At 69.0% G+C, this 19,861-nt stretch carries 19 protein-coding genes; 8 read left to right on the forward strand and 11 right to left on the reverse strand.

The window, feature by feature from the left end; genetic code table 11:
* Positions 1-33: 33 nt before the first annotated feature.
* From ACIBK4_RS37180 to ACIBK4_RS37195, 4 genes are all read right to left on the reverse strand, one after another.
* Positions 34-1,563 (reverse strand): ABC transporter substrate-binding protein, encoded by a 1,530-nt coding sequence (locus ACIBK4_RS37180; protein ID WP_399002137.1) that lies wholly within the window; start codon positions 1,561-1,563, stop codon positions 34-36.
* Positions 1,564-2,021: 458 nt separating this feature from the next.
* Positions 2,022-3,017: a LacI family DNA-binding transcriptional regulator gene (locus ACIBK4_RS37185; protein ID WP_399002139.1), complete on the reverse strand. Its 996-nt coding sequence runs from the start codon at positions 3,015-3,017 to the stop codon at positions 2,022-2,024.
* A 200-nt stretch (positions 3,018-3,217) separates the two neighbouring features.
* The gene (locus ACIBK4_RS37190; protein WP_399002141.1) at positions 3,218-4,255 is read right to left on the reverse strand and encodes a hypothetical protein; all 1,038 of its coding nucleotides are present in this window, start codon (positions 4,253-4,255) and stop codon (positions 3,218-3,220) included.
* A gap of 182 nt (positions 4,256-4,437) precedes the next feature.
* Positions 4,438-4,929, reverse strand: coding sequence for a DUF6194 family protein (locus ACIBK4_RS37195; protein WP_399002206.1), 492 nt, complete (start codon positions 4,927-4,929; stop codon positions 4,438-4,440).
* Positions 4,930-4,976: 47 nt separating this feature from the next.
* Here ACIBK4_RS37195 and ACIBK4_RS37200 point away from each other — a divergent pair, with 47 nt between their 5' ends.
* Together ACIBK4_RS37200 and ACIBK4_RS37205 are read left to right on the forward strand one after the other, a co-directional pair.
* Positions 4,977-5,741, forward strand: coding sequence for a MerR family transcriptional regulator (locus ACIBK4_RS37200; RefSeq protein WP_399002143.1), 765 nt, complete (start codon positions 4,977-4,979; stop codon positions 5,739-5,741).
* A gap of 151 nt (positions 5,742-5,892) precedes the next feature.
* Entirely contained in the window at positions 5,893-6,669 is a 777-nt protein-coding gene (locus ACIBK4_RS37205; RefSeq protein ID WP_399002145.1) for an SDR family oxidoreductase, read from the forward strand.
* 23 nt (positions 6,670-6,692) lie between these two features.
* On the opposite strand, the gene ACIBK4_RS37210 is transcribed toward ACIBK4_RS37205, so the two are convergent.
* Complete coding sequence (locus tag ACIBK4_RS37210) at positions 6,693-7,559, reverse strand: winged helix-turn-helix transcriptional regulator (protein ID WP_399002147.1); 867 nt, start codon at positions 7,557-7,559, stop codon at positions 6,693-6,695.
* Between the two features lie 100 nt (positions 7,560-7,659).
* Between ACIBK4_RS37210 and eno the strand changes: the two genes are divergently transcribed.
* Positions 7,660-8,943, forward strand: a complete 1,284-nt coding sequence (gene eno, locus ACIBK4_RS37215; RefSeq protein ID WP_399002149.1) for a phosphopyruvate hydratase — start codon at positions 7,660-7,662, stop codon at positions 8,941-8,943.
* A gap of 9 nt (positions 8,944-8,952) precedes the next feature.
* On the opposite strand, the gene ACIBK4_RS37220 is transcribed toward eno, so the two are convergent.
* A complete protein-coding gene (locus ACIBK4_RS37220; protein ID WP_399002151.1) occupies positions 8,953-9,249 on the reverse strand; it encodes a putative quinol monooxygenase in 297 nt (98 codons plus the stop codon).
* Between the two features lie 112 nt (positions 9,250-9,361).
* Between ACIBK4_RS37220 and ACIBK4_RS37225 the strand changes: the two genes are divergently transcribed.
* The gene (locus ACIBK4_RS37225; protein ID WP_399002153.1) at positions 9,362-10,324 is read left to right on the forward strand and encodes a GlxA family transcriptional regulator; all 963 of its coding nucleotides are present in this window, start codon (positions 9,362-9,364) and stop codon (positions 10,322-10,324) included.
* 55 nt (positions 10,325-10,379) lie between these two features.
* Here the strand turns inward: ACIBK4_RS37225 and ACIBK4_RS37230 are convergent, their stop codons facing one another.
* From ACIBK4_RS37230 to ACIBK4_RS37240, 3 genes are read right to left on the reverse strand one after another with little or no spacing between them, the layout of a single operon-like run.
* A complete protein-coding gene (locus ACIBK4_RS37230; RefSeq protein ID WP_399002155.1) occupies positions 10,380-11,312 on the reverse strand; it encodes an NADP-dependent oxidoreductase in 933 nt (310 codons plus the stop codon).
* The gene (locus tag ACIBK4_RS37235; protein ID WP_399002157.1) at positions 11,312-11,764 is read right to left on the reverse strand and encodes a MarR family winged helix-turn-helix transcriptional regulator; all 453 of its coding nucleotides are present in this window, start codon (positions 11,762-11,764) and stop codon (positions 11,312-11,314) included. Before ACIBK4_RS37235 ends, ACIBK4_RS37230 begins: the two co-directional genes overlap by 1 nt.
* A gap of 43 nt (positions 11,765-11,807) precedes the next feature.
* Positions 11,808-14,027: an MMPL family transporter gene (locus ACIBK4_RS37240; RefSeq protein WP_399002159.1), complete on the reverse strand. Its 2,220-nt coding sequence runs from the start codon at positions 14,025-14,027 to the stop codon at positions 11,808-11,810.
* 199 nt (positions 14,028-14,226) lie between these two features.
* On the opposite strand from ACIBK4_RS37240, the gene ACIBK4_RS37245 reads away from it, so the two are divergent.
* Positions 14,227-14,952, forward strand: coding sequence for a TetR/AcrR family transcriptional regulator (locus tag ACIBK4_RS37245; protein ID WP_399002161.1), 726 nt, complete (start codon positions 14,227-14,229; stop codon positions 14,950-14,952).
* Between the two features lie 59 nt (positions 14,953-15,011).
* Entirely contained in the window at positions 15,012-15,668 is a 657-nt protein-coding gene (locus tag ACIBK4_RS37250; protein WP_399002163.1) for a maleylpyruvate isomerase N-terminal domain-containing protein, read from the forward strand.
* A 70-nt stretch (positions 15,669-15,738) separates the two neighbouring features.
* On the opposite strand, the gene ACIBK4_RS37255 is transcribed toward ACIBK4_RS37250, so the two are convergent.
* Positions 15,739-17,517, reverse strand: coding sequence for an FAD-binding dehydrogenase (locus ACIBK4_RS37255; protein WP_399002165.1), 1,779 nt, complete (start codon positions 17,515-17,517; stop codon positions 15,739-15,741).
* A 178-nt stretch (positions 17,518-17,695) separates the two neighbouring features.
* Complete coding sequence (locus tag ACIBK4_RS37260) at positions 17,696-18,394, reverse strand: SDR family NAD(P)-dependent oxidoreductase (protein WP_399002167.1); 699 nt, start codon at positions 18,392-18,394, stop codon at positions 17,696-17,698.
* Between the two features lie 95 nt (positions 18,395-18,489).
* On the opposite strand from ACIBK4_RS37260, the gene ACIBK4_RS37265 reads away from it, so the two are divergent.
* Entirely contained in the window at positions 18,490-19,374 is an 885-nt protein-coding gene (locus ACIBK4_RS37265; RefSeq protein ID WP_399002169.1) for a helix-turn-helix transcriptional regulator, read from the forward strand.
* Between the two features lie 187 nt (positions 19,375-19,561).
* Positions 19,562-19,744, forward strand: a complete 183-nt coding sequence (locus tag ACIBK4_RS37270; protein ID WP_399002171.1) for a non-oxidative hydroxyarylic acid decarboxylases subunit D — start codon at positions 19,562-19,564, stop codon at positions 19,742-19,744.
* Positions 19,745-19,861: the final 117 nt, after the last annotated feature.

Raw genomic sequence — 19,861 nt, forward strand, 5'->3', positions numbered from 1 at the left:
GATGTCACCGCACCCGTCCGGTCCGACGCCCGGTCAGCCAGCGGGCTTGAAGTTGTAGATCGGCGGGACGGCGGCGAACGCCTGCGGGGTGAAGGTGACGCCCTTGGTCGTCGCGTAGGTGGCCTCCACGGAGTCCCAGGGCGCGTTCCACGCCTGGTCGACGAGGTAGGTGTTGAGCTGCTTGAACAGGGCGTCCTGGGTGGCACCGGTCGCGGACTGCGCCTTGGTGATGAGGTCGGTGACCTTCGGGTCCGAACTGTGCAGCGGGTTCCACAGCGCGCTCTTCGCGACCTCGATCTGGATGGTGTCCCAGGGCCGGAAGGACGCCAACGTCATGTACGACAGCGGGTACTTGCCCGCGAGCAGGGCGCTGATGAACTGGGTGACGGGGATCTTGTCGACCTTGACCTTGATCCCGATGTCCTCCAACTGCTGGACCATGGCGGCCTGTTGGTCGGGGAAGACCGACGACACATCCGGGACGGTGACCGAGAAGCCGTGCGGATAGCCGGCCTCGGCGAGCAACTGCTTGGCCTTCGCGGGGTCGTAGGAGTACTTCGAGTTCAGCGAGCTGTCGAAGGCCGAACCCGCCGGGTTGAAGATCTGGGTGGTCGCCCTGCCCAGTCCCTGCTTCGCCGTCTTGACGATGGTGGAGCGGTCGAAGGCGTAGTTGAGTGCCTGGCGGACCCGGACGTCGCCGAGCGCCTTGACGATCTTTCCTTCGCGGTCCCAGATGTAGACGCCCTCGACGTCACCGGAGGTGTACTTGGTGACGTTCAGCCCGCTGCTCTTGGCCGGCGCGACGTTCTTGGCGCTGGCCAGCAGCGCGCCGTTGACCTGCCCCGAGCGCAGCGCGTTGAGGACGGCGGTCGGGTCGGTCAGCGGCTTGAGGACGATCTTGTCGAAGGGGAAGGCGGCCTTGTTCCAGTAGTCCGGGTTGCGCACGAAGGTGTACGTACTGCCCGCCGTGGTCGCGGACTTGTCCAGCGTGTACGGCCCTGAGCCCACCGGCGTGGTCTTGATCGTCCCCGCGGCGATGGCCTTCGGGCTGGCCAGCATGCCGGCCACGTTGCCGAGGTTCGGGACGAGGGAGGGGTCGGGCGCCGAGAGCTTGATCGCGACCGTGGTGGAGTTGACGACGTCGACGCCGGTGATGCCCTTGAGCTGGCCCGCGGCCTCGCTGGTGCCCTTCTCCGTGTGCAGCAGGTTGGTCTTGACCGCCGTGGCGTCCAGCGCGGTGCCGTCGGTGAACTTCACGCCGGTACGCAGGGTCATCGTGAGGATCGTGCGGGCCGCGTTGTACGACCACTTGGTCGCCAGGTTGGGCTCGACCTCGGCCGTCGGGGAGAGCCGAAGCAGCGAGTCGTATACGGGCTGGTAGTACTGCGCGTTGTTGCCGAGACCGGCGTCGGCCAGATCCCACGGCTGGGCCGCGACCAGGGGGGCCAGGGTGAGGGTGCCGCCGGTGGCCGCCTTGCCCGAACCGGATCCCGATCCCGAGCCGCACGCGGCCGCGGACAACATCAGGACAGCCGATACGGCGGTCAGCGCGATTCTTCGCATGGGTGCTCCGCTGGTGAGTGGATGACCGGACGGCATCGCGCGGCGAGCCGCCCTCAAAGGGCCTCGGAGGGAGTGGGACACCAGGTCCTGACGCGGCCTGGACCGTTCTTGGCGGTCAGCCGTTCCTGGCGGAAGGGGCTATATGTCCACCGTTTTTCGGTGGGTCCGAAATCAGCCACTGATACGTACAAGTGAAACGTATGCGTAACGTAGCCCCGCACTTGGTGGACCACAAGGGCCGTGCAACAGCTTTTTGGGAAGCGGCAATCCGGACGAACGGCGGCGGACGGCGACGTCATGGCGCGCGGGCAGCCGGACTCCCCCGGAGTCGGGTGAAGACGCCCTGGTCAGACGGGATTTGACTCTATGGGCCCGGCTCGCGTCGGACCGGCTCGGCCCGCGTCAAAACCGGCCCGGCTTGCGCCGGAGCGGCCCGGTTTACGCCGGACCGGGTTCCGTCAGGCGGACTCGCGGACGATCAGTGTCAGGGGGGTCACCTGGGGCACCGGTGGCTCGGATTGACCGGTGACGCCATTGACGATCATGCGGGCGAGGCGGCCCACGGCGACATCGAGGTTGTTGTCGATCGTCGTCAGCGGCGGAACCGCGAACGGCGCCAACTTGTCGTTGTCGACGCCGATCACGGCCAGGTCGTAGGGCGCGGCGAGACCTACCCGGCGCATCCCCGCGAGGAGGGCGAAGGCCGTCTCGTCGTTGTAGGCGCACACGCCCGTGACGGCGGGGACGGCCGCGTGCCACTGCTCGGCCGCCGCGGCGGCGGCCGAGATGTCGAGCGGCACTTCGAGCACGAAGGGCGGCTCAAGTCCGCGCTCCGCACAGGCGCTACGGGCGCCGTCGAGCCGCAGGTCCAGGAAGTCCCGGAGCCGGGGGTCGCCGGGGGCGGCGTAGCCGATGCGTGTGTGTCCCGTCGCCGCCAGCCGCTCGACCTGCATCGTGCCGATCAGGGTCTGCGGGACGGTCAGGACACCGGGGGCGACCGCGGGGCCCATCCCGGCGCTGACCACGTGGATACCGGCCGCGCGCATGCTGGCCACGTCCTCGGCGGAGACGTCGAAGGCCGTCATCACGGCCGCCGGCATGAGCTCACGCCACAGCGACTTGAGGGGCGCGTGGTGTTCGCGCCGGGTGACGAGGTTCAGGCCGTGGCGTTCCAGTTCGTCGCCGAGCAGTTCGACCAGGGCGGTCAGTGTGCCGCCGACCGGAACGTCCGGGAGGAACATCAGCACGAGATCACTGCGGCCCAGGCGCAGGGCGCGCGCGGCGGCGGACGGTTCGTAACCCAGCTTCTCCACCGCGTCCAGCACCTTGCGCCGGGTCTGGTCGGAGATCTTCTGGTGCGACACGTCGTTCAGCACATAGCTGACCGTGGTCTGCGAGACTCCCGCCTCCTTGGCCACGTCGGTCGCCGTCACGCGGCCGGTCCTGCGCGCCATGAGAGTCTCCCGGGGAAGGTCTTGAAGGGTGTTGGACGGTCCTGGTCACGGGGAAATACGGGGCATCCGGCTGAGCAGCGAACTCTACTGAATCGTAACAGTGGGCATGCGGGGTGTCCGATACTCCGGACACCCCGAACCGTGAAAATCCGCTGCGCACGGCTTGTCGACCCGATGTCGGTGTCGGGCCGCCGTCGACCTCAGTTGCCGTTGTCGATGCTCCAGGCCCAGAGTTTCCCCTTGGCGATGCGCTTGAGGAGGGTCGTGAAGTCGGCCTTGACCGCTTCCGGGGTCTTCTCCGGCGGGAACAGGGGCCGGATGGTCTGCCGCTCCAGTGGCATGTCCGTGGAGAGGCGGGCCCGGTAGGCGTTGTACACCGCGGCGATGTCCTTGCGGATCGTCTCGCCCTCGTTGTTGCGCGGGAGCGGCATGCCGCGCATACGGTTGTCGTTCGTCGCGGCGATCGACGCCACGTCCATGAGGAAGCAGTCGATCAGGTCGGTGACGTCCTGTTCCCGGGCGCCGTCCTCCTCGTTGTGCACGTCCCGCAGCAACTGGTCCGCCATCTCCAGGGTGACGTCGCGGTAGACGGTGTACCGCGGGCTTCCGGGAATGACGCCGAGCACGTGATCGGCCTGCTGGGCGGTGTCGGAGTTCATCGACGCGAACCCCTCGGGCACGTCCTTCCCTTCGAGACCCGGCACCGGGTACGGCATGCCCCGGAAGTTCCCTTCTTCCTCCTGCATGTTGGGAGCGGCCTGCGCCATCGGGTGCATCCCGAACTCGTGGCACAGCATGCCCACGATGTAGCCGATGTCGTAGTTCTCCAGGTAGTAGGAGGCCAGCGTGACGAAGACGCCCTCGGCCCCCTTGTCGACCACGTTCGCCGGCGTCTCCGTCGTCCGCTTCTCCAGCGTGATTCGGCAACTCCGGTCAGCGAGAAAGGACTTGACCTGCGTGTTGCCTGCCAGGAGCTCCAGCACCCGGGTGGCCTTGCCCTGCGATTCCGGGTACTTGAGCGACACGTTGGTGAACGAGATGTTCCCGTGCGACAACTTGCTCCGCTGCACCACCGCCCGCTGCCCGCCCGAAGCGGGATCAGCCGTCCGCCCGGCCCAGGAGTGACCCCCTTCGCCGAGCATCTGCACGACCCCGGCATTGCCCGCCTTGCCCTGGAGCGACAGCAACTCGCGCGAGGGCGTAACGGTGTTGACGGGATGGACTGCCGGACCGCTCACCGAGGTTCGCCGGGCTGGGGCATCCTTCGGGCGGACTTCGTCTCGGGCGTGCACGTGCTCACTTCCTGGCCTGAAATCGCGATCATCGCTGTCTAACCGCAGACCGGATACCCCCGCCAGGTCCTTTGGGGCAACGATCTCCACAGAGGACCCACCCCAACTGCCCATAGGGGCAGGGTGGTTCAAGGATTGGATCGGTCGGCCCCGCCCCGGGGAACGCTGTGCTCACCTCGCCGCGCGAACCTGACCCGAGCGTCATAGTGAGCGCCGCGCAACAACTCCACCACCAACTCCCCTGTCCGCTCACCGGGGTTGACGACGCAGATCCAGCCGAGTGCTCCGTATACCGGGTGCGGCAACACATGGTCGGTGGCCGCGTAGTCGTAGGACCGGTCGAGACGGCGCGACTCCCCCGTGAGTTCGCCGAACGCCGTACGGCCGACGTGGATGTTCACGCGCCAACGCCCCGGAGGATCAAGGTCGGACGCGATGTCGTCGGGATAGTTCTTGGTGACGACGGTCCCGTACGGCTGCACGTTCTGCGGCGGTCGACCGTCGGGGGCGTAGTAGAAGAAGGCGTCCCCCCAGGCGAGTTCGGGGAAGGCGCCGCCCGGTTCCGGTACGACCACGAGTGCGCCGGTGAAGTCTCGTACGGTCGCGATGATCTGTTCCATACTCATGGTTCAAGCGTGACCTTCAAGTGCTTATGTGGGGTTGGCCGATGGGTGAGCCGGTGAGCGGTCGGCGACAGGGCACGCTCAGGACCGCCGATGTGGCGCGCGAGTCGGGGTACTCGGTGCAACAGGTGCGCGATCTGGAGCGGCTGGGTGTCATTCCGCCGGCCGCTCGGTCGAGCAATGGCTACCGTTCCTACGCGCCGCTGCACGTCCAAGCCCTGCGTGCCTACCGAGGACTCGCAGGCGCTGTCGGGCCCGTAGTCGCAAGGCAGTTGCTCGCTGAACTGCGCACAGAGACGATCGCTGAGGCGGCCTCGGCGATCAACGACGTTCATGTGCGGCTCGCGCGGGAACGCGAGGAGGCCCTGCGCGCTCAGCAGGCCTTGCGCGCGATCCAAGCCGAGGCGGACACACCGGAGTTCGAGCAGGACGTCGAACGGGACAGCGACGCGATGACGATCACCGAACTCTCCAGAGCACTCGGCGTACGGGCCTCGACCCTGCGCTTCTGGGAGCAGGAGGGACTCGTCACCCCCGAGCGGGTGACCTCCCTCCAGGCCCGCCGCTACGACCTCTCCGCCATCAGGACGGCCCGTATCGTCACGGCCCTCCGCAGCGCCGGGTACGGCATTCCCGCGGTGCGCGAGATCGTGGGGTCCCTGCATCGACTCGACGGCACGGAAGAGGCCGAGCGTGTCCTGCGTGAACGTCTCGACGGGATCGCGCTACGGACCGTAGGGCTGCTGCGGGCGGGAGCGGACTTGGCGACCGTCGTTACGGCCGCCGCCAAGGAATCGGGGGCTGTCTGATTGGTTCCGGCACCGTTGCTCAAGGCCGGGCTGTCGGTTGCCCCTGTCGCCGCGTCAACGGTCCTCGCTGCGGCCGAATCCCGTGGCTTCACGCCGACGGCACGGAAAAGCCGGTTGCCGACCCTCTTCCGGTCATGAACGATCCCGGATCATGACGACGAACCCCACTCACACCCCTGCCCGCCCCCTCGCCCTGATCACCGGAGTAGGACGGACCATCGGCATCGGTGCGGGTATCGCCCGCCAGCTGGCGGCCTCGGGGTGGGACATCGCCTTCACCTACTGGTCCCCCTACGACGAACGCATGGCGTGGGGCCCCGAGGCCGGCGCGACCACGACCATCACCGAGGTCCTCACCCAACTCGGCGCAGCCAGCACGGCAGTTGAGGCGGATCTCGCCGACCCGGACGCCCCGGCCCGCGTCTTCGACGAAGTCGAACGCGACCTGGGCAGCGTCACCGCCCTGGTGATGTGCCACTGCGAGTCGGTCGACTCCGGGCTGCTCGACACCACGGTGGAGAGCTTCGACCGGCACTTCGCCGTGAACGCCCGTGCCACCTGGCTGCTGATCCGCGAGTACGGCCGCCGGTTCGCAGCACCTCAAGGCAGCGGCCGGATCATCGCCCTCACCAGCGACCACACCGTGAACAACCTCCCCTACGGCGCCAGCAAGGGCGCTCTCGACCGCATCACCCTGGCCGCCGCCCACGAACTCGCCCACCTCGGCATCACCGCCAATGTCGTCAACCCGGGCCCGGTGGACACCGGTTGGATGACTGACGAGGGCCGCGCACAGGTGCTCCGCCAGACGCCGCTCAACCGTCTCGGCACGCCGCAGGACACCGCCCACCTCGTGGACTTCCTGTGCTCACCGGAAGGCCAGTGGATCAACGGCCAACTCCTCATGAGCAACGGCGGGTTCGAGTAGCACCGACAGCCCGATCGCCCGCCTCAAACGACACGCACGCATTCCTCGGCCAGCCGCAGGCTCTCCGCGACGGCATGCGGTATGTCGTCGACGGGGAACAGCGCGTGCCGGACGGTCCGTTCGGCGTCGACGACCAGGATCAGGCGCTTGAGGCGCAGGCGGCCGGCGCCGCGGAAGGTCGGCAGGCGTAGGGCCGCGCCCAGTTGGTGGTGGGCGTCGGACAGGAGGACGTGCGGTATCTCCTCGGTGCGGGCGAACTCCGCCTGTTCGTGCGGCAGTTGGGTGCTGATGCCGCGTACGTCCGCGCCCGACCGTTGGAAGTCGGGCCACGCCTCGCGGAAGAGCCGGTTCTCCAGGGTGCAGCCCGCGACTCCGGGGATCTCCTCGTTCCAGTCGACGCCCGTGCCGGGGTAGGTGAACAGCACGGTCGCGGGGGCGTCCGGCGAGACCACGGGCAGGTCGGCGCCCTGGATGCCGGGGAGTTGGAGGTCTTGGGGCAGGCGGGTGCCGGCCAGGGCGTGCACGCGGGCGTGTTCGGCACTGTCTGTGTCGGCCGTGGCGGTGACACTTCCGTCGCCGAGCGCCCAGCGGTCGCCCCAGTCCTGCATGGCGACGAGGAGGGGCAGCAGCGCGCGTCCGGCATCGGTGAGGACGTACTCGTAGCGCACCGGACGTCGTTGGTAGAGGCTGCGGCGCAGGACGCCGTGGGCGACGAGGCGGCCGAGGCGCTCGGTCAGGACGTTGCGCGACAGGCCGATCTCGGCGGCCAGCGCGTCGAAGCGAACGTGTCCGCGGGCGATCTCCCGCAGGACCAGCACGTTCCACCAGTCCCCCAGAACCACGGCGGCCGCAGCGATTCCGCAGGTCGCGTCTGCGTTGTGCTTCCTCATGGACCCATAGTAAGTTCTTTTTCAGGACTCACTTTGTTTCCGAATGGAACTTACCGCCCGCCGATGCCAGAGACGCGGGCCCAGCGTGAGGAGCTGCACCGTGACCGCCATCAACCGGGTAGTCGCACGGGAGATCATCGACAGTCGGGGCAATCCGACGGTCGAGGTGGACGTGGAACTCAAGGACGGCTCGCTCGGCCGAGCCGCCGTACCGTCGGGCGCCTCCACCGGCGCCCGGGAAGCCGTCGAACTCCGCGACGGAGACCCAACCCGCTTTCACGGCAAGGGAGTTCGCCGCGCCGTCGACGCCGTCAACGAGAGCATCGCGGACGCCGTGATCGGACTCGATGCCGAGAACCAGGCCGCCGTGGACCGCACGATGATCGAACTGGACGGCACGGAGAGCAAGTCGCGGCTCGGCGCCAACGCCCTGCTCGGTGTCTCCCTGGCCACCGCCAAGGCGGCAGCGGCCGCCCACCGCCTGCCGCTGTACCGCTACATCGGCGGCGTCGACGCCCGCCTGCTGCCGGTGCCGATGATGAACATCGTCAACGGCGGCGCCCACGCCGACAACCCGCTGGACTTCCAGGAGTTCATGATCGCCCCGATCGGCGCGGCCACCTTCGCCGAGGCCGTCCGCATGGGCTCCGAGGTCTTCCACACCCTGCGCCGCGACCTGGTCGCCGCCGGCCACAGCGTGAACGTCGGCGACGAGGGCGGCTTCGCCCCGGACCTGCGCACCGCAGACGAGGCCCTCGACTTCGTCGTCCACGCCATCGAGAAGACCGGCTACAAGCCCGGCACCGACATCACCCTCGTCATGGACCCGGCCACCTCCGAGTTCTTCCACGACGGCGTCTACGACTACACGGGCGAGGGCGTCCGCCGTACACCCGCCGAACACGCCGACTACTTGGCGGAGTTGGTCGACCGCTACCCCGTCGCGTCGATCGAGGACCCGATGGCCGAGGACGACCACGACGGCTGGCAGGCGCTCACCGCCCGGCTCGGCGAACGCTGCCAGCTCACCGGCGACGACGTGTTCTGCACCAACGAGACGCTGTTGAGCGCCGGCATCCGGGACGGGATCGCCAACTCGATCCTGGTGAAGGTCAATCAGATCGGCACCCTCACCGAGACCCTGGCCACCGTCGCGACGGCCCACCGCGCCGGCTACACCGTCGTGATGTCCCACCGCTCGGGCGAGACCGAGGACACCACCATCGCCGACCTCGCCGTCGCGACCGGCTGCGGCCAGATCAAGACCGGTTCGCTGTCCCGCTCCGACCGCACCGCCAAGTACAACCAACTCACCCGTATCGAGGAGGACTTGGGCGACCAGGCCCGGTACGCGGGGCGCGACGCGCTGGGGCTGCGCCGCTGACAGGTCCGGTCAGGAGACCTTGACCCCCAGCAGGTCGACCGGGGCGATCACCGGCGGCGCGCTGAGCTTCGTCTGCGCGGCCTCCCCGAGGGCGGCGGCGATCCGTCCCGCCAGGTGGGCCTGACGTCCCTGCTCGTCCTCGAAGGTGTCGAACACCCCGAAGGTGGTGGCGTTCTCACGGAACGCGAACCACGTCACCGTGCCCTGCTCCCGCTCGGCCAACTCCTGGGCGCCGCGCAGCATGGCCTCCACCTCGTCGGCGTACTCCGGCTTGGCCTCGATGCGTACCAACAGACCGACCTTCACTGTGACCACTCCTTGCGTTCGTACCGCCGGGCTTCCGGCGCACGACGAACGTATGGCGGCGCGTGGTGATCACATCAGCGGCAGAAACGACACGGTTGATACCGTTCCCGCCATGCAGGTAGCGGTCGTCGTCTACGACGGGGTGTTCGACTCGGGCCTCTCGGCCATCCTCGATGTGCTGAGCAACGCCAACGCGCTGGGCGGGCAGATCCACGAGTCGGCGCCCACCTGGAACGTGACCCTGGTCGGCCCGACTCCGCAGGTACGGACGGGTGCCGGCCTCCTCGTGGCGCCCGAGCCGCTCGAAGTCGCCGACGCCGCAGACCTCTTGGTCGTACCGGCACTCGGGGAGAGCGATGCTTCGGCACTGCTCGACCATGTCGGCGGCGACGCGTCCCGGCCCGTCCGCGAGCTGATCACGCGAACTCGTTATCGTGGTACGCCGATTGCCTCGGCCTGCGCGGGCACCTTCCTGCTGGCCGAGGCGGGCGTACTGGACGGGCTGCGGGCCACAACGACCTGGTGGCTGTCGCCCGCCTTCCGGAACCGCTATCCCAAGGTCGAGTTGGACCACAGCCGGATGGTCATCTCCAGCGAGGGCATCACCACCGCCGGCGCGGCCTTCGGCCATGTCGACCTCGCGCTGTCGATCGTCCGGGACGGCAGCCCCGCGCTCGCCGACCTGGTCGCCCGCTATCTCGTGGTCGACGAACGCCCGTCGCAGGCGGCGTACACGATTCCCAGCGCGCTGGCCCAGAGCGATCCCACGGTCGCGGCCTTCGAGGTCTGGACCCGCGAGCACCTGGCGGAGCCCATCAGCATCCCCGAGGCGGCCAGGGCCATCGGCGTCAGCGAACGCACCCTGCAGCGTTCCGTGCAGCGCACGATGGGGACGTCACCCATCCGCTTCGTCCAGGACCTGCGGATCGAGCGCGCCTCCCATCTCCTGCGCACCACCGGCCTGTCCCTGGAGACCATCGCCAGGAAGGTCGGCTACGAGCACCCCAACACCCTGCGGGTACTCCTCCGCGAACGCACCGGGAAGACGACGTCGGCGCTGCGCGGCAGCAAGTGACGCGCAGCCCACGCCGACACCGTCGTACGCCTCAGTCCTTTCCGTGTCCCCCAACTCAGGGAATCAGCACGATCTTTCCGCGCGTGTGACGCTTCTCCAGTTCGGCGAACGCGTCGCGGACGTCGTCGAGCGGGTACGTGGCGGCGATGGGGATCTCGATACGGCCGGAGGCGACGAGGTCGGCCATCTCGATGAGGACCTCGCGGGTGGAGGCCTCGGCGCTGCCCGCGCTCTTGGTGCCGAGTTCCTGGGCCTTCTGGAACGAGATGATCGTCTCGATCCGGTCCCTCGCAATGCCGAGATCCACGGCGAGTTGGACGTACTCGGGGCCGAAGAGGTCGATGAAGGCGTCGATCCCGTCGGGCGCCGCCGCGGTGAGGGCCTCGGCGAGCCGGTCGCCGTACGGCACCGGAGTCGCGCCGTGCGCGGTGAGCCACTCGGCGTTGGCGGGTGAGGCGATGCCGAGGACGTGTGCGCCCCGTACGGCGAGGAGTTGGACGACGACGGTACCGACACCCCCGGCTGCGGCCGAGACGGCGACGGTCTCACCGGGCTTGGGGGCCACCGCCTCGACGGCGGACCACGCGGTGCAGCCGACGACGTAGAGGGAACCGGCCACCTCCCAACTCAGCGCCTCCGGCTTGAGGATGAGCTGCGACACCGGTACGACGACGTGGGTCGCCTGGCTGGAGCGCTGCCAGGAGAAGCCGAGGACCTCATCGCCGAGACCGAAGTCCGTTACGCCTTCGCCGAGTTCGGTGACGACGCCTGCGAGGTCGCTGCCCTGGCCCGACGGGAAGGTCGCGGGGAACAGCTCGTGCATCGCCCCCGAACGGATGGCCGCCTCACCGGGGTTGATGCCGGCCGCCCGGACCTCCACGAGGACTTCCCCTGCGGCGGGTCGGGGCATCGGCACCTCGGTGACATGGAGGACGTCACGGTCGCCGTACGAGTCGAAGCGCACTGCGCGTGCTTGGGTGGTGCTCATCAGGTCTCCTTCGTCAGGGGTGTTGGGCCGGGTGGAGTGGAGGCACGGAGTACGGCGAGCGCATGGGCCAGGTGACCGAGCACCGTGTCGGGGAGCGGGCCGGCCAGCCGGGTCGCGAGTTCACGGTCGAACACGGGACCGGCCTGCGCCACCAACTCCCGCCCGGCCGCCGTCAGTTCGACGATCGAGGAGCGGCGGTCGGCGGGGTGGGGGCGCCGGGTGCAGTGCCCGAGTTTCTCCAGTCGGTCGACGGCCTGACTCGCGCCGCCGACCGTGATCGAGAGGGCGGCGGCTATGTCGTTCACCCGGCAGGAACCCGCACGTTCGACGACGAGCATCACGTTCAGACCACCCAGCGTCACATCGCAGTCCTGCCGGAGCCGGGCGTCGATTCCGTTCCACAGGTCGGTCTCGAAGCGCACCAGGTCGTCGAACACTTGCCGCAGGTCCACGGGCGGGCCTCTCCTAGATACATTAGCTCTAATCATATTAGCTCTAATGCACTGTGGACGCATCCCTCTCGACCAGCCCGGGCTCCGACGTGGGACCGCCCTCGCTCAGACCGAACCGTGCGTGGAACGTCCGCAGGAAGCCGGGCGCGTACCAGGCCGAGCGGCCGAGCACGCGCATCGCGGCGGGGACGAGGATGCCCCGGACGGCGACGGCGTCGATGAGGATGGCCAACCCGCTGCCCAGGCCGAAGAGTTGCATGAAGCCGAGCTTGGCCGTGCCGAAGGCGAAGAAGCTGACCGCGAGCAGGCAGGCGGCCGCCGTGACGATGCGTCCGGTGTGCCCGAGGCCGTTGGTCACGGCGGACTCGTTGTCCTCGCCCAGGTCGTGGAGCTCCTTGATGCGGCTGGTGACGAAGACCTCGTAGTCCATCGAGAGGCCGAAGGCGATGCAGAACATCAGCACGGTCATCGACACGTCCATCGGCTGTGCCGTGAAGCCGAGCACGGAGGACAGGTGGCCGTCCTGGAAGATCCAGGTCATGACGCCGAGGGTCGCGCCCAGGCTGACCATGTTCAGGAGCAGCGCGCGCAGCGGCTGGACGACGCTGCCGGTGAACAGGAAGAGCAGGAGGAAGGTGGTGAGGGCGACCAGGCCCACGGCGAGCGGGAGCCGGCTGCCGACGGAGTGCTTGGAGTCGACCAGGACGGCGTCAACTCCGCCTACCAGAGGGTGAGTTCCGGTGGGTGGGGTGACCGCCCGCACGTCCCGGACCAAGCTCTCGGCCGCGTCGGACTTCGGTGTCAGAGTGCTCACGACGTTGAGCTGCTGTGCGTCGGGGCGGCCGAGGGCAGTGGTGCCGGGGCCGGTCGCCGCGGGCTGTCCGTCGGCGTAGGTTCCCGTGCTGGTCTCGACGCGGAGGACGCCCTTGAGCCCGGAGAGTTCGGTCGCGTACGACGCCAGTGGGGCCTTGCTCAGGGCCTTGTCGATGGCGATGTGGAGGGCGGAGTCGTCGTTGCCGTTGAACTTCTCGCGCAGGACCGAGGAGACCTGGCGGCTGGTGGCGTCCTCGGGCAGGACGCGTTCGTCCGGGGTGCCGAAGGTGATGCCGAGGAGCGGGCTCGCCGCGACGAGCAGGATCGCGAGGACGGGCAGCGCGGTGAGCGCGGGCCGCCGCATGACGATGGCGGCGAGCCGTCCCCACAGGGGTGCGCGGGTGGCGATACGCACTCGCTTCGCCCAGGGCAGCCGGCCGCCGTTGACCCGGTGGCCCAGGACGACGAACAGCGCCGGCATGACGAACAGGGTGCTGACGGCCGCGATGACGACGACCCCGACACCGGCGTAGCCGAACGAGCGCAGGAAGTACTGCGGGAACACCAGGAGTGCGGCGAGCGCGGCCGCCACGGTCGCGGCGGAGAACGCGACCGTACGACCCGCGGTGCTCACCGTGCGCCGTACGGCGTCCTCCACGCTTGCCCCGGACGCGAGTTGCTCCCTGAACCGGCTGACCATCAGCAGGGCGTAGTCGATGCCGAGGCCGAGGCCCAGCGCGGTGGTCAGGTTGATCGCGAAGACGGAGACGTCGGTGACGCTGCCGAGGACGTACAGCTCCGCGAAGGTGCCCGCGATGGCGATGGTGCCGATGGCCAGCGGCAGCAGGGCCGCGACCATGCTGCCGAAGACGAGCACAAGCAGGAGCAGGGTGAGCGGCACGGCGATGGACTCGGCCAGGACGAGATCCTCGCCCGACTGGGTGCCCATCTCGCTGGTCACGGCCGCGCCCCCGCCCGCCCGGACCGTGAGTGTCTTCTCGTACGTCCCGGCGTAGGCGTCGATCACGCTCTTGGCGTTCTCGTCCCGCTCGGTGTCATTGCCCTTCACATGGGCGAGCACCATGGCGTCGCGACCGTCCTTGGAGCGGAGGTCCGAACTCCCCGTGTCCCAGTACGAGATGACGTTCTCAAGGTGCCGATCCTTCTTGAGGTCGGCCACCAGATCCCGGCCGCTGCGCTGTGCGGCAGGGGCGTCGACGCGCCCTTCGGAAGCGCCGACCAGCAGGACCAGGTTCGTCTCCCCGCCGAACTTCCGGTCGATGACCTGCGCGGCCCGGGAGGACGGGGAGGCCGGGTCGTCGTAACCGCCGCCCAGCAACTTGGCGAACGCGCCGGCGCCCAGGACGCCCATGAGGGCCACGACCATGACGGCGACGACGAGGACCAGCCGGGAGCGGCGGATCGCCAGTTCGGCTATGCGTTCAAACACGGCTGTTCTCCTTGGATATCCATACGTTTGCCGTCCATACGGTGAAAGAGGCGCGAAACACCCGGAGTTGATCAACGGGGCACTCTTCGTCGCCGCGCACGACGTTAGTGAGGAGCAAGAAGATTTGGCAGTGTTAGATTTTCCTCACACCTTGGAACTTCGGGGCGCACGAGCGGAGTTGGCGTCGTACGGTCGCCGCATGGCCGTCGACGAACGCACCACCGCCCCGCCCTCGCTGCGCGAACGGCGCCGGGCCGCCGCCACCCAGGAGATCGTGGACGCGGCCGAGCGCCACCTCGCCGAACACGGGCCCGCCGCCCTGTCGTTGAGAGCGGTGGCCCGCAGCCTCGGCATGACCGTGCAGGCGCTCTACCACTACTTCCCGAGCCGGGACGCGCTGGTCACCGCGCTCGTCACCAAGGGGTACGAGGACCTGGCCGACGCCGTGCAGACCGCCGTCGACGCCCCTTCGGACGATCCGGATCTGCCCCGCCTGGTGATGGCCGCCGAGGGCTACCGCCGCTGGGCCATCGCCCATCCCGAGAGCTTCCAACTCCTCTACGGCACACCGTTGCGGGGCTATGCAGCACCCGCCGAGGGCCCGACCACCCAGGCGACGCGCCGGATGAGCGAGATCTTCGAGCGCGAGCTGTTCGACGGGTTCAGCGCGGAGCAACTCGCCGCGGCCGACGTCCCCGCGCTCTCCCCCGCACTCCGCGCCTATCTGGAACAGCTGCCGCACTACGGCCACGGACATCTGCCCTCACCCGCGACCGCCCTCCTGATGAACGCGTGGGGACACCTGCACGGCCTCGTCGCCCTGGAGGTGTTCGGGCACACGTCCTTCCTCGGTGAGCACCAGGCCGAGCTGTTCCGCATGGCCATGCGGAACCTGCTCGCGGACATCCACCGCAGGATCCCGTGACACGCCCGCGTGAACGCCCGTGCTTGAAGGCCGCGTTGACGTCGCACTAGCTTGCCGACGTGAATCTCTTCTCACGCTCTTGGACGGCGCTGCTCGCAGCGGTGGCGGACCGCTCGGACGAGGACTTCGCGCGGCCGTCGGGCTGCGCCGGCTGGCTGGTACGGGACCTGGTCTGCCACCTGGTCATCGACGCCCAGGACGTCCTCATCACCCTCGTGACACCCGCCGACACGGAACCGACCCGCGACGCGGTCACCTACTGGACCGTCACCCAGACACCGCCCACCGGCGACGACCCGCTCGACGCGCTGATCGTCCGGCTGGCCGCAGCGTACGAGGAGCCCTGGCTGCTCAAGTTCCATCTGGACGACGTCGGTTCGGCCGCAGGCCGCGCGGCCCGGCTCGCCGATCCGGACCTCCGGATCAGCACGCAGGACGAGGTACTCACAGCGGGCGACTACCTCTCCGCGTACGTCCTGGAGTGGACCCTGCACCACCTCGACCTGGTCGCACACCTCCCGGACGCGGCGGGGCCGTCGGCCGAAGTCCTCGCCAGGGCGAGGGAGTTGCTGGAGAGGATCGCCGGTGCCGCGTTCCCGTCGTCGTTCTCCGATACGGCCGCGCTGCTCGTCGGCACCGGTCGACGCGCGCCGAGCGCCGAGGAGAAAGCCCAACTGGGCGCGCTGGACGCCAAGTTGCCGCTCGTCCTGAGCTAGCCCCGCGCTCCTCGGCAACTCGGCCTGAGGTCAACCGAGTTGCCGAGACAGCGCCGAGCGGCCGTAACACTCAGATCGCGGCGGCCGCCGCGCGCCCCGCCTGGCGGCCGGAGAACAGACAGCCGCCGAGGAAGGTGCCCTCCATCGAGCGGTAGCCGTGGACTCCCCCGCCGCCGAAGCCGGAGACCTCACCGGCCGCGTACAGACCGGGAATCGGCGTGCCGGTGGCGTCCAGGACGCGGCCCGAGAGGTCGGTCTGGAGGCCGCCGAGGGTCTTGCGGGTGAGGATGTTGAGGCGGACGGCGATCAGGGGTCCGGGACTCGGGTCGAGGATCTTGTGGATCGCGGCCGTGCGGCTGAGTGAATCCCCGGTGTAGGACAGGGCGTTGCGGATGCCCATCACCTGGGCGTCCTTCGAGTACGGGTTGTCGATCTCGCGGTCCCGGGCCTCGATCTGCCGCTGGAGGTCGGCGAGTTTGATGAGGCCGTCGCCGGTCAACTTGTTCATTCCCAGGACGAGTTCGGAGAGCGTGGTGGCGGTGATGAAGTCGACGCCGTTCTTCCTGAACTTCTCGATCGGCTCCGGCGTCTGCCAGATGCGCGAGAGCAGCATCAGGATGTCCTTGTTGGTGAGGTCCGGGTTCTGCTCCGACCCGGAGAGCGCGAACTCCTTCGCGATGATTTTGCTCGTGGTGACGAACCACGAGTAGTCGTAGCCGCTGGCGGTGATCGAACCCAGCGTGTGGAGGGTGTCGTAGCCCGGCATGTCTGGGGCGGAGAACCGCTTGCCGGTGGCGTCGAACCACATCGAGGACGGTCCGGGGAGGATGCGGATGCCGTGGTTGGGCCAGATCGGGTCGTAGTTCTTGAGGCCCTCGGTGTAGTGCCACATCCGGTCGGGGTTGACGATACGGCCGCCCGCCGACGCGGTGATCCCGAGCATCCGGCCGTCCACGTAGGCCGGGACGCCGGTGACCATGGACTTGGGCGGGGTGCCGAGGCGGGCCGGCCAGTTCTGGCGTACGAGATCGTGGTTGGCGCCTATGCCGCCCGACGTCACGATCACCACAGGGGCGGTGAGCTCGAAGTCGCCCACCACGGTGCGGGAGGTGGCCTTGCCGCGCTGGGCGGTGCTGGGTTCGAGGATCGCGCCGCGTACGCCGGTCACGGCACCGTTGGTGCGGACGATCTCGTCGACGCGGTGGCGGAACTTGAACGTCACCTTGCCGCTGGCGACCCCGGCCCGCACCTGCTTCTCGAACGGCTCGACCACGGCCGGGCCGGTTCCCCAGGTGACGTGGAAGCGGGGCACCGAGTTGCCGTGTCCGTCGGCGAGGCCGCCGCCGCGCTCGGCCCAGCCGACGATCGGGAACCAGCGGATGCCGAGGCCGTAGAGCCAGGACCGCTTCTCGTTGGCCGCGAAGTCCACATACGCTTCAGCCCACTTGTGGGCCCAGTAGTCCTGGCCGGCCGGGTCGTCGATGCCTCGGTCGAAGCCTGCCGTTCCCAACCAGTCCTGCCAGGCCAGCTCTTGGGAGTCCTTGATGCCCATGAGCCGCTGCTCGTCGGAGTTGATCAGGAACAGTCCGCCGAAGGACCAGAACGCCTGACCGCCCAGGTTGGACTCGGGTTCCTGGTCCAGGAGCAGCACTTTCTTTCCTGCGGCGACCAGTTCGGCGGTGGCGACGAGACCGGCGAGGCCGTGTCCGACGACGATGGCGTCGGCGGACGTGGTGTCGGCGGCGAACGCCGGTACCGCGTGTGCCGCGAGGGCGGCGCCGGCGGCGACACCGCCGGCCACCGTCAGGGCTCTTCGTCGGCTGATGGTTGTGGGGGCCGAGTTCTCCATGGGGTGCCTTCCGGGTCAGGTACGGGAGGTGCGGGAGATGTGTCCGACACGTGGAACGCGCCGAGACACCTCTGTTGTTACCGCCGGTAGCACCCAGGGAAACCAAGCTGTGTCGGTCGTGTTGCGGGACTGGGGTTCAGGACAACGCGATCGGGCTTCAGGACAGGGCGAGCGGGGTTCAGGACAGGGCGAGCGGGCCGTCGCGGTCGACGAAACGGCCCGATCCGGCGCCGGGTTCCTCGGTCGCGAGCCGGACGATCGCGTCGGTTCCCTCGGTGACGGTCTGGGGGCCGCTGTGGCCGTTGAGGTCGGTCGCCGTGTAGCCGGGATCGACGGCGTTGACGCGAACTCCCTTGAACGCCTTGGCGTATTGAGTGGTCAGCATGGTGAGGGCCGCCTTGGACGCGGTGTAGAGCGGTGCGACGACGGAGGACTCGATGCGCGACGGATCGTGGGTGATCGCGAGCGAGCCCATGCCGCTGCTGACGTTGATGACGACCGGGTCGGGTGAGCGGCGCAGCAGCGGGAGGAACGCGGTGATCGTCCGCACCACCCCGAAGACGTTGACGTCGAAGACGCCGAGCGCGTCCGCGCCGGTCAGCTCGGCGGGGTCGCCGTGCGGGCCGTGTACACCGGCGTTGTTGATGAGGACGTCGAGGACACCTTCGTGGGCGGCGACGTCGGCCGCCGCCGCGGCGACGGACGCGTCGTCGGTGACGTCGATATGGACGAACCGCGCACCGAGGGCGGTGGCGGCCTCCCTGCCCCGTTCCTCGTCGCGGGCTCCGACGATCACGGTGTGGCCGAGGGCGAGGAGGCGGCGGGCGGTCTCGTGGCCGAGGCCCTTGTTGGCTCCGGTGATGAACGTGGTGGTCATGCGTCGATCGTGCCCACCGCGCTGGTGCTCTGCCAGGGACGCCTCGACCGTAGGAACGGCATTACCAGGATCGGGGGTTGGAGGAGGATGGGGGCATGGCAACAAACGAGGGGCTCGGGCTCGGGGCGACGATCCGTGCGTGGCGGGAACGGCTGTCCCCGTCGGCCGTAGGGCTGCCGTCCGGTCGGGCCCGGCGGGCGAGCGGTCTGCGCCGTGAGGAACTCGCCGAGCGGGCCGGGGTGTCGGTCGACTATGTGGTGCGCCTGGAGCAGGGGCGATCCACAGCGCCTTCGGCCCAGGTCGTCGCCGCGCTCGCGCACGCCCTCCAACTGACCGCCGTAGAACGGGAACACCTCTACCGCATGGCCGGTCTGGTGCCGCCGAACGCCGAGCCGATCCCCGATCACCTGCCGTCGGGGGTGCACCGGGTGCTGAACCGGCTCGGGGATGTCGCGGTCGCCGTGTTCGCCGCCGACTGGCAGTTGATCTGGTGGAACGCCGGGTGGGCGGCGCTGCTCGGCGACCCGTCCGACAAGCCGCCCGAGGAGCGGAACTTCGCGCGTGAGCGGTTTCCGATCGGCTCCGGCGAGGGCGTACGTGACGTACGTATTGCTTCGTGGCCGGTGTTGGTACGGAACGGAGACGCCTCGGATCTCGCGGTCGTGTCCGACCTGCGCCGTGCCACCGGGCGCTTCCCGCACGACGTCCGGCTGGCCGAGCTGATCCGTCAACTCACCGGGGGCAACGCGACGTTCGCACGGTTGTGGGCGAGCGGCACGGTGGGCGCACACCGTGAGGACCGCAAGACGGTCGAGCATCCCGAGGTCGGGCCCGTGGACGTGGACTGCGATGTCCTGACGGACGGCGATTCCGACCTGAAGATCGTCATCTTGACGGCGGCGCCCGGGAGTTCGGACGAGGCGAGGTTGCGGCGGGCGATGGCGCGCGCCAGCGACAGCACTGCCGCGCCCGCCGTCTGACGGGGAGCTGCGACTCCGGCCGGGATCCATCCTGTGACCGGCGCTTTCGCTACCGACCCTGGCCCCCTCCCAAGGCTCGCGCACGGTAGTCGCTGGGGTCTCCCCTGTGTGGTGCCGGAAGAACTTCGGTTCCCGGTCCAGCCCGAGTGGCGGGACAACCCGCGCCCCGAAAGGAGACCCCACCGCCATGCCTGCCAAGACCACGGAGACCAGCGTGCCCACCGAGTGCCCGCGCTGCGGTCACCCCACCCTGGACCTGCTCTGCTCCACCCCCGTCGACAGTGTCTGGGACGTCTACCACTGTGCGCGGCGCCGCGACTGCTGGCGCACCTCCGAGCAGCCGTCGTCCCGAAGCTGGAGAGCGGCATGACCACCGCATCGTCACCGAACGACTAGGTTCTGTCCGGCGGATCAGGGCCGGAGCCATAGTCTGATGGCTGCGGTGGTGACGGTGCCGTGGAAGACGTAGGCCCTCTTGTCGTAACGG

The organism is Streptomyces sp. NPDC050528, from assembly GCF_044457795.1.
In the GTDB taxonomy this organism is placed as follows: Bacteria; Actinomycetota; Actinomycetes; order Streptomycetales; family Streptomycetaceae; genus Streptomyces.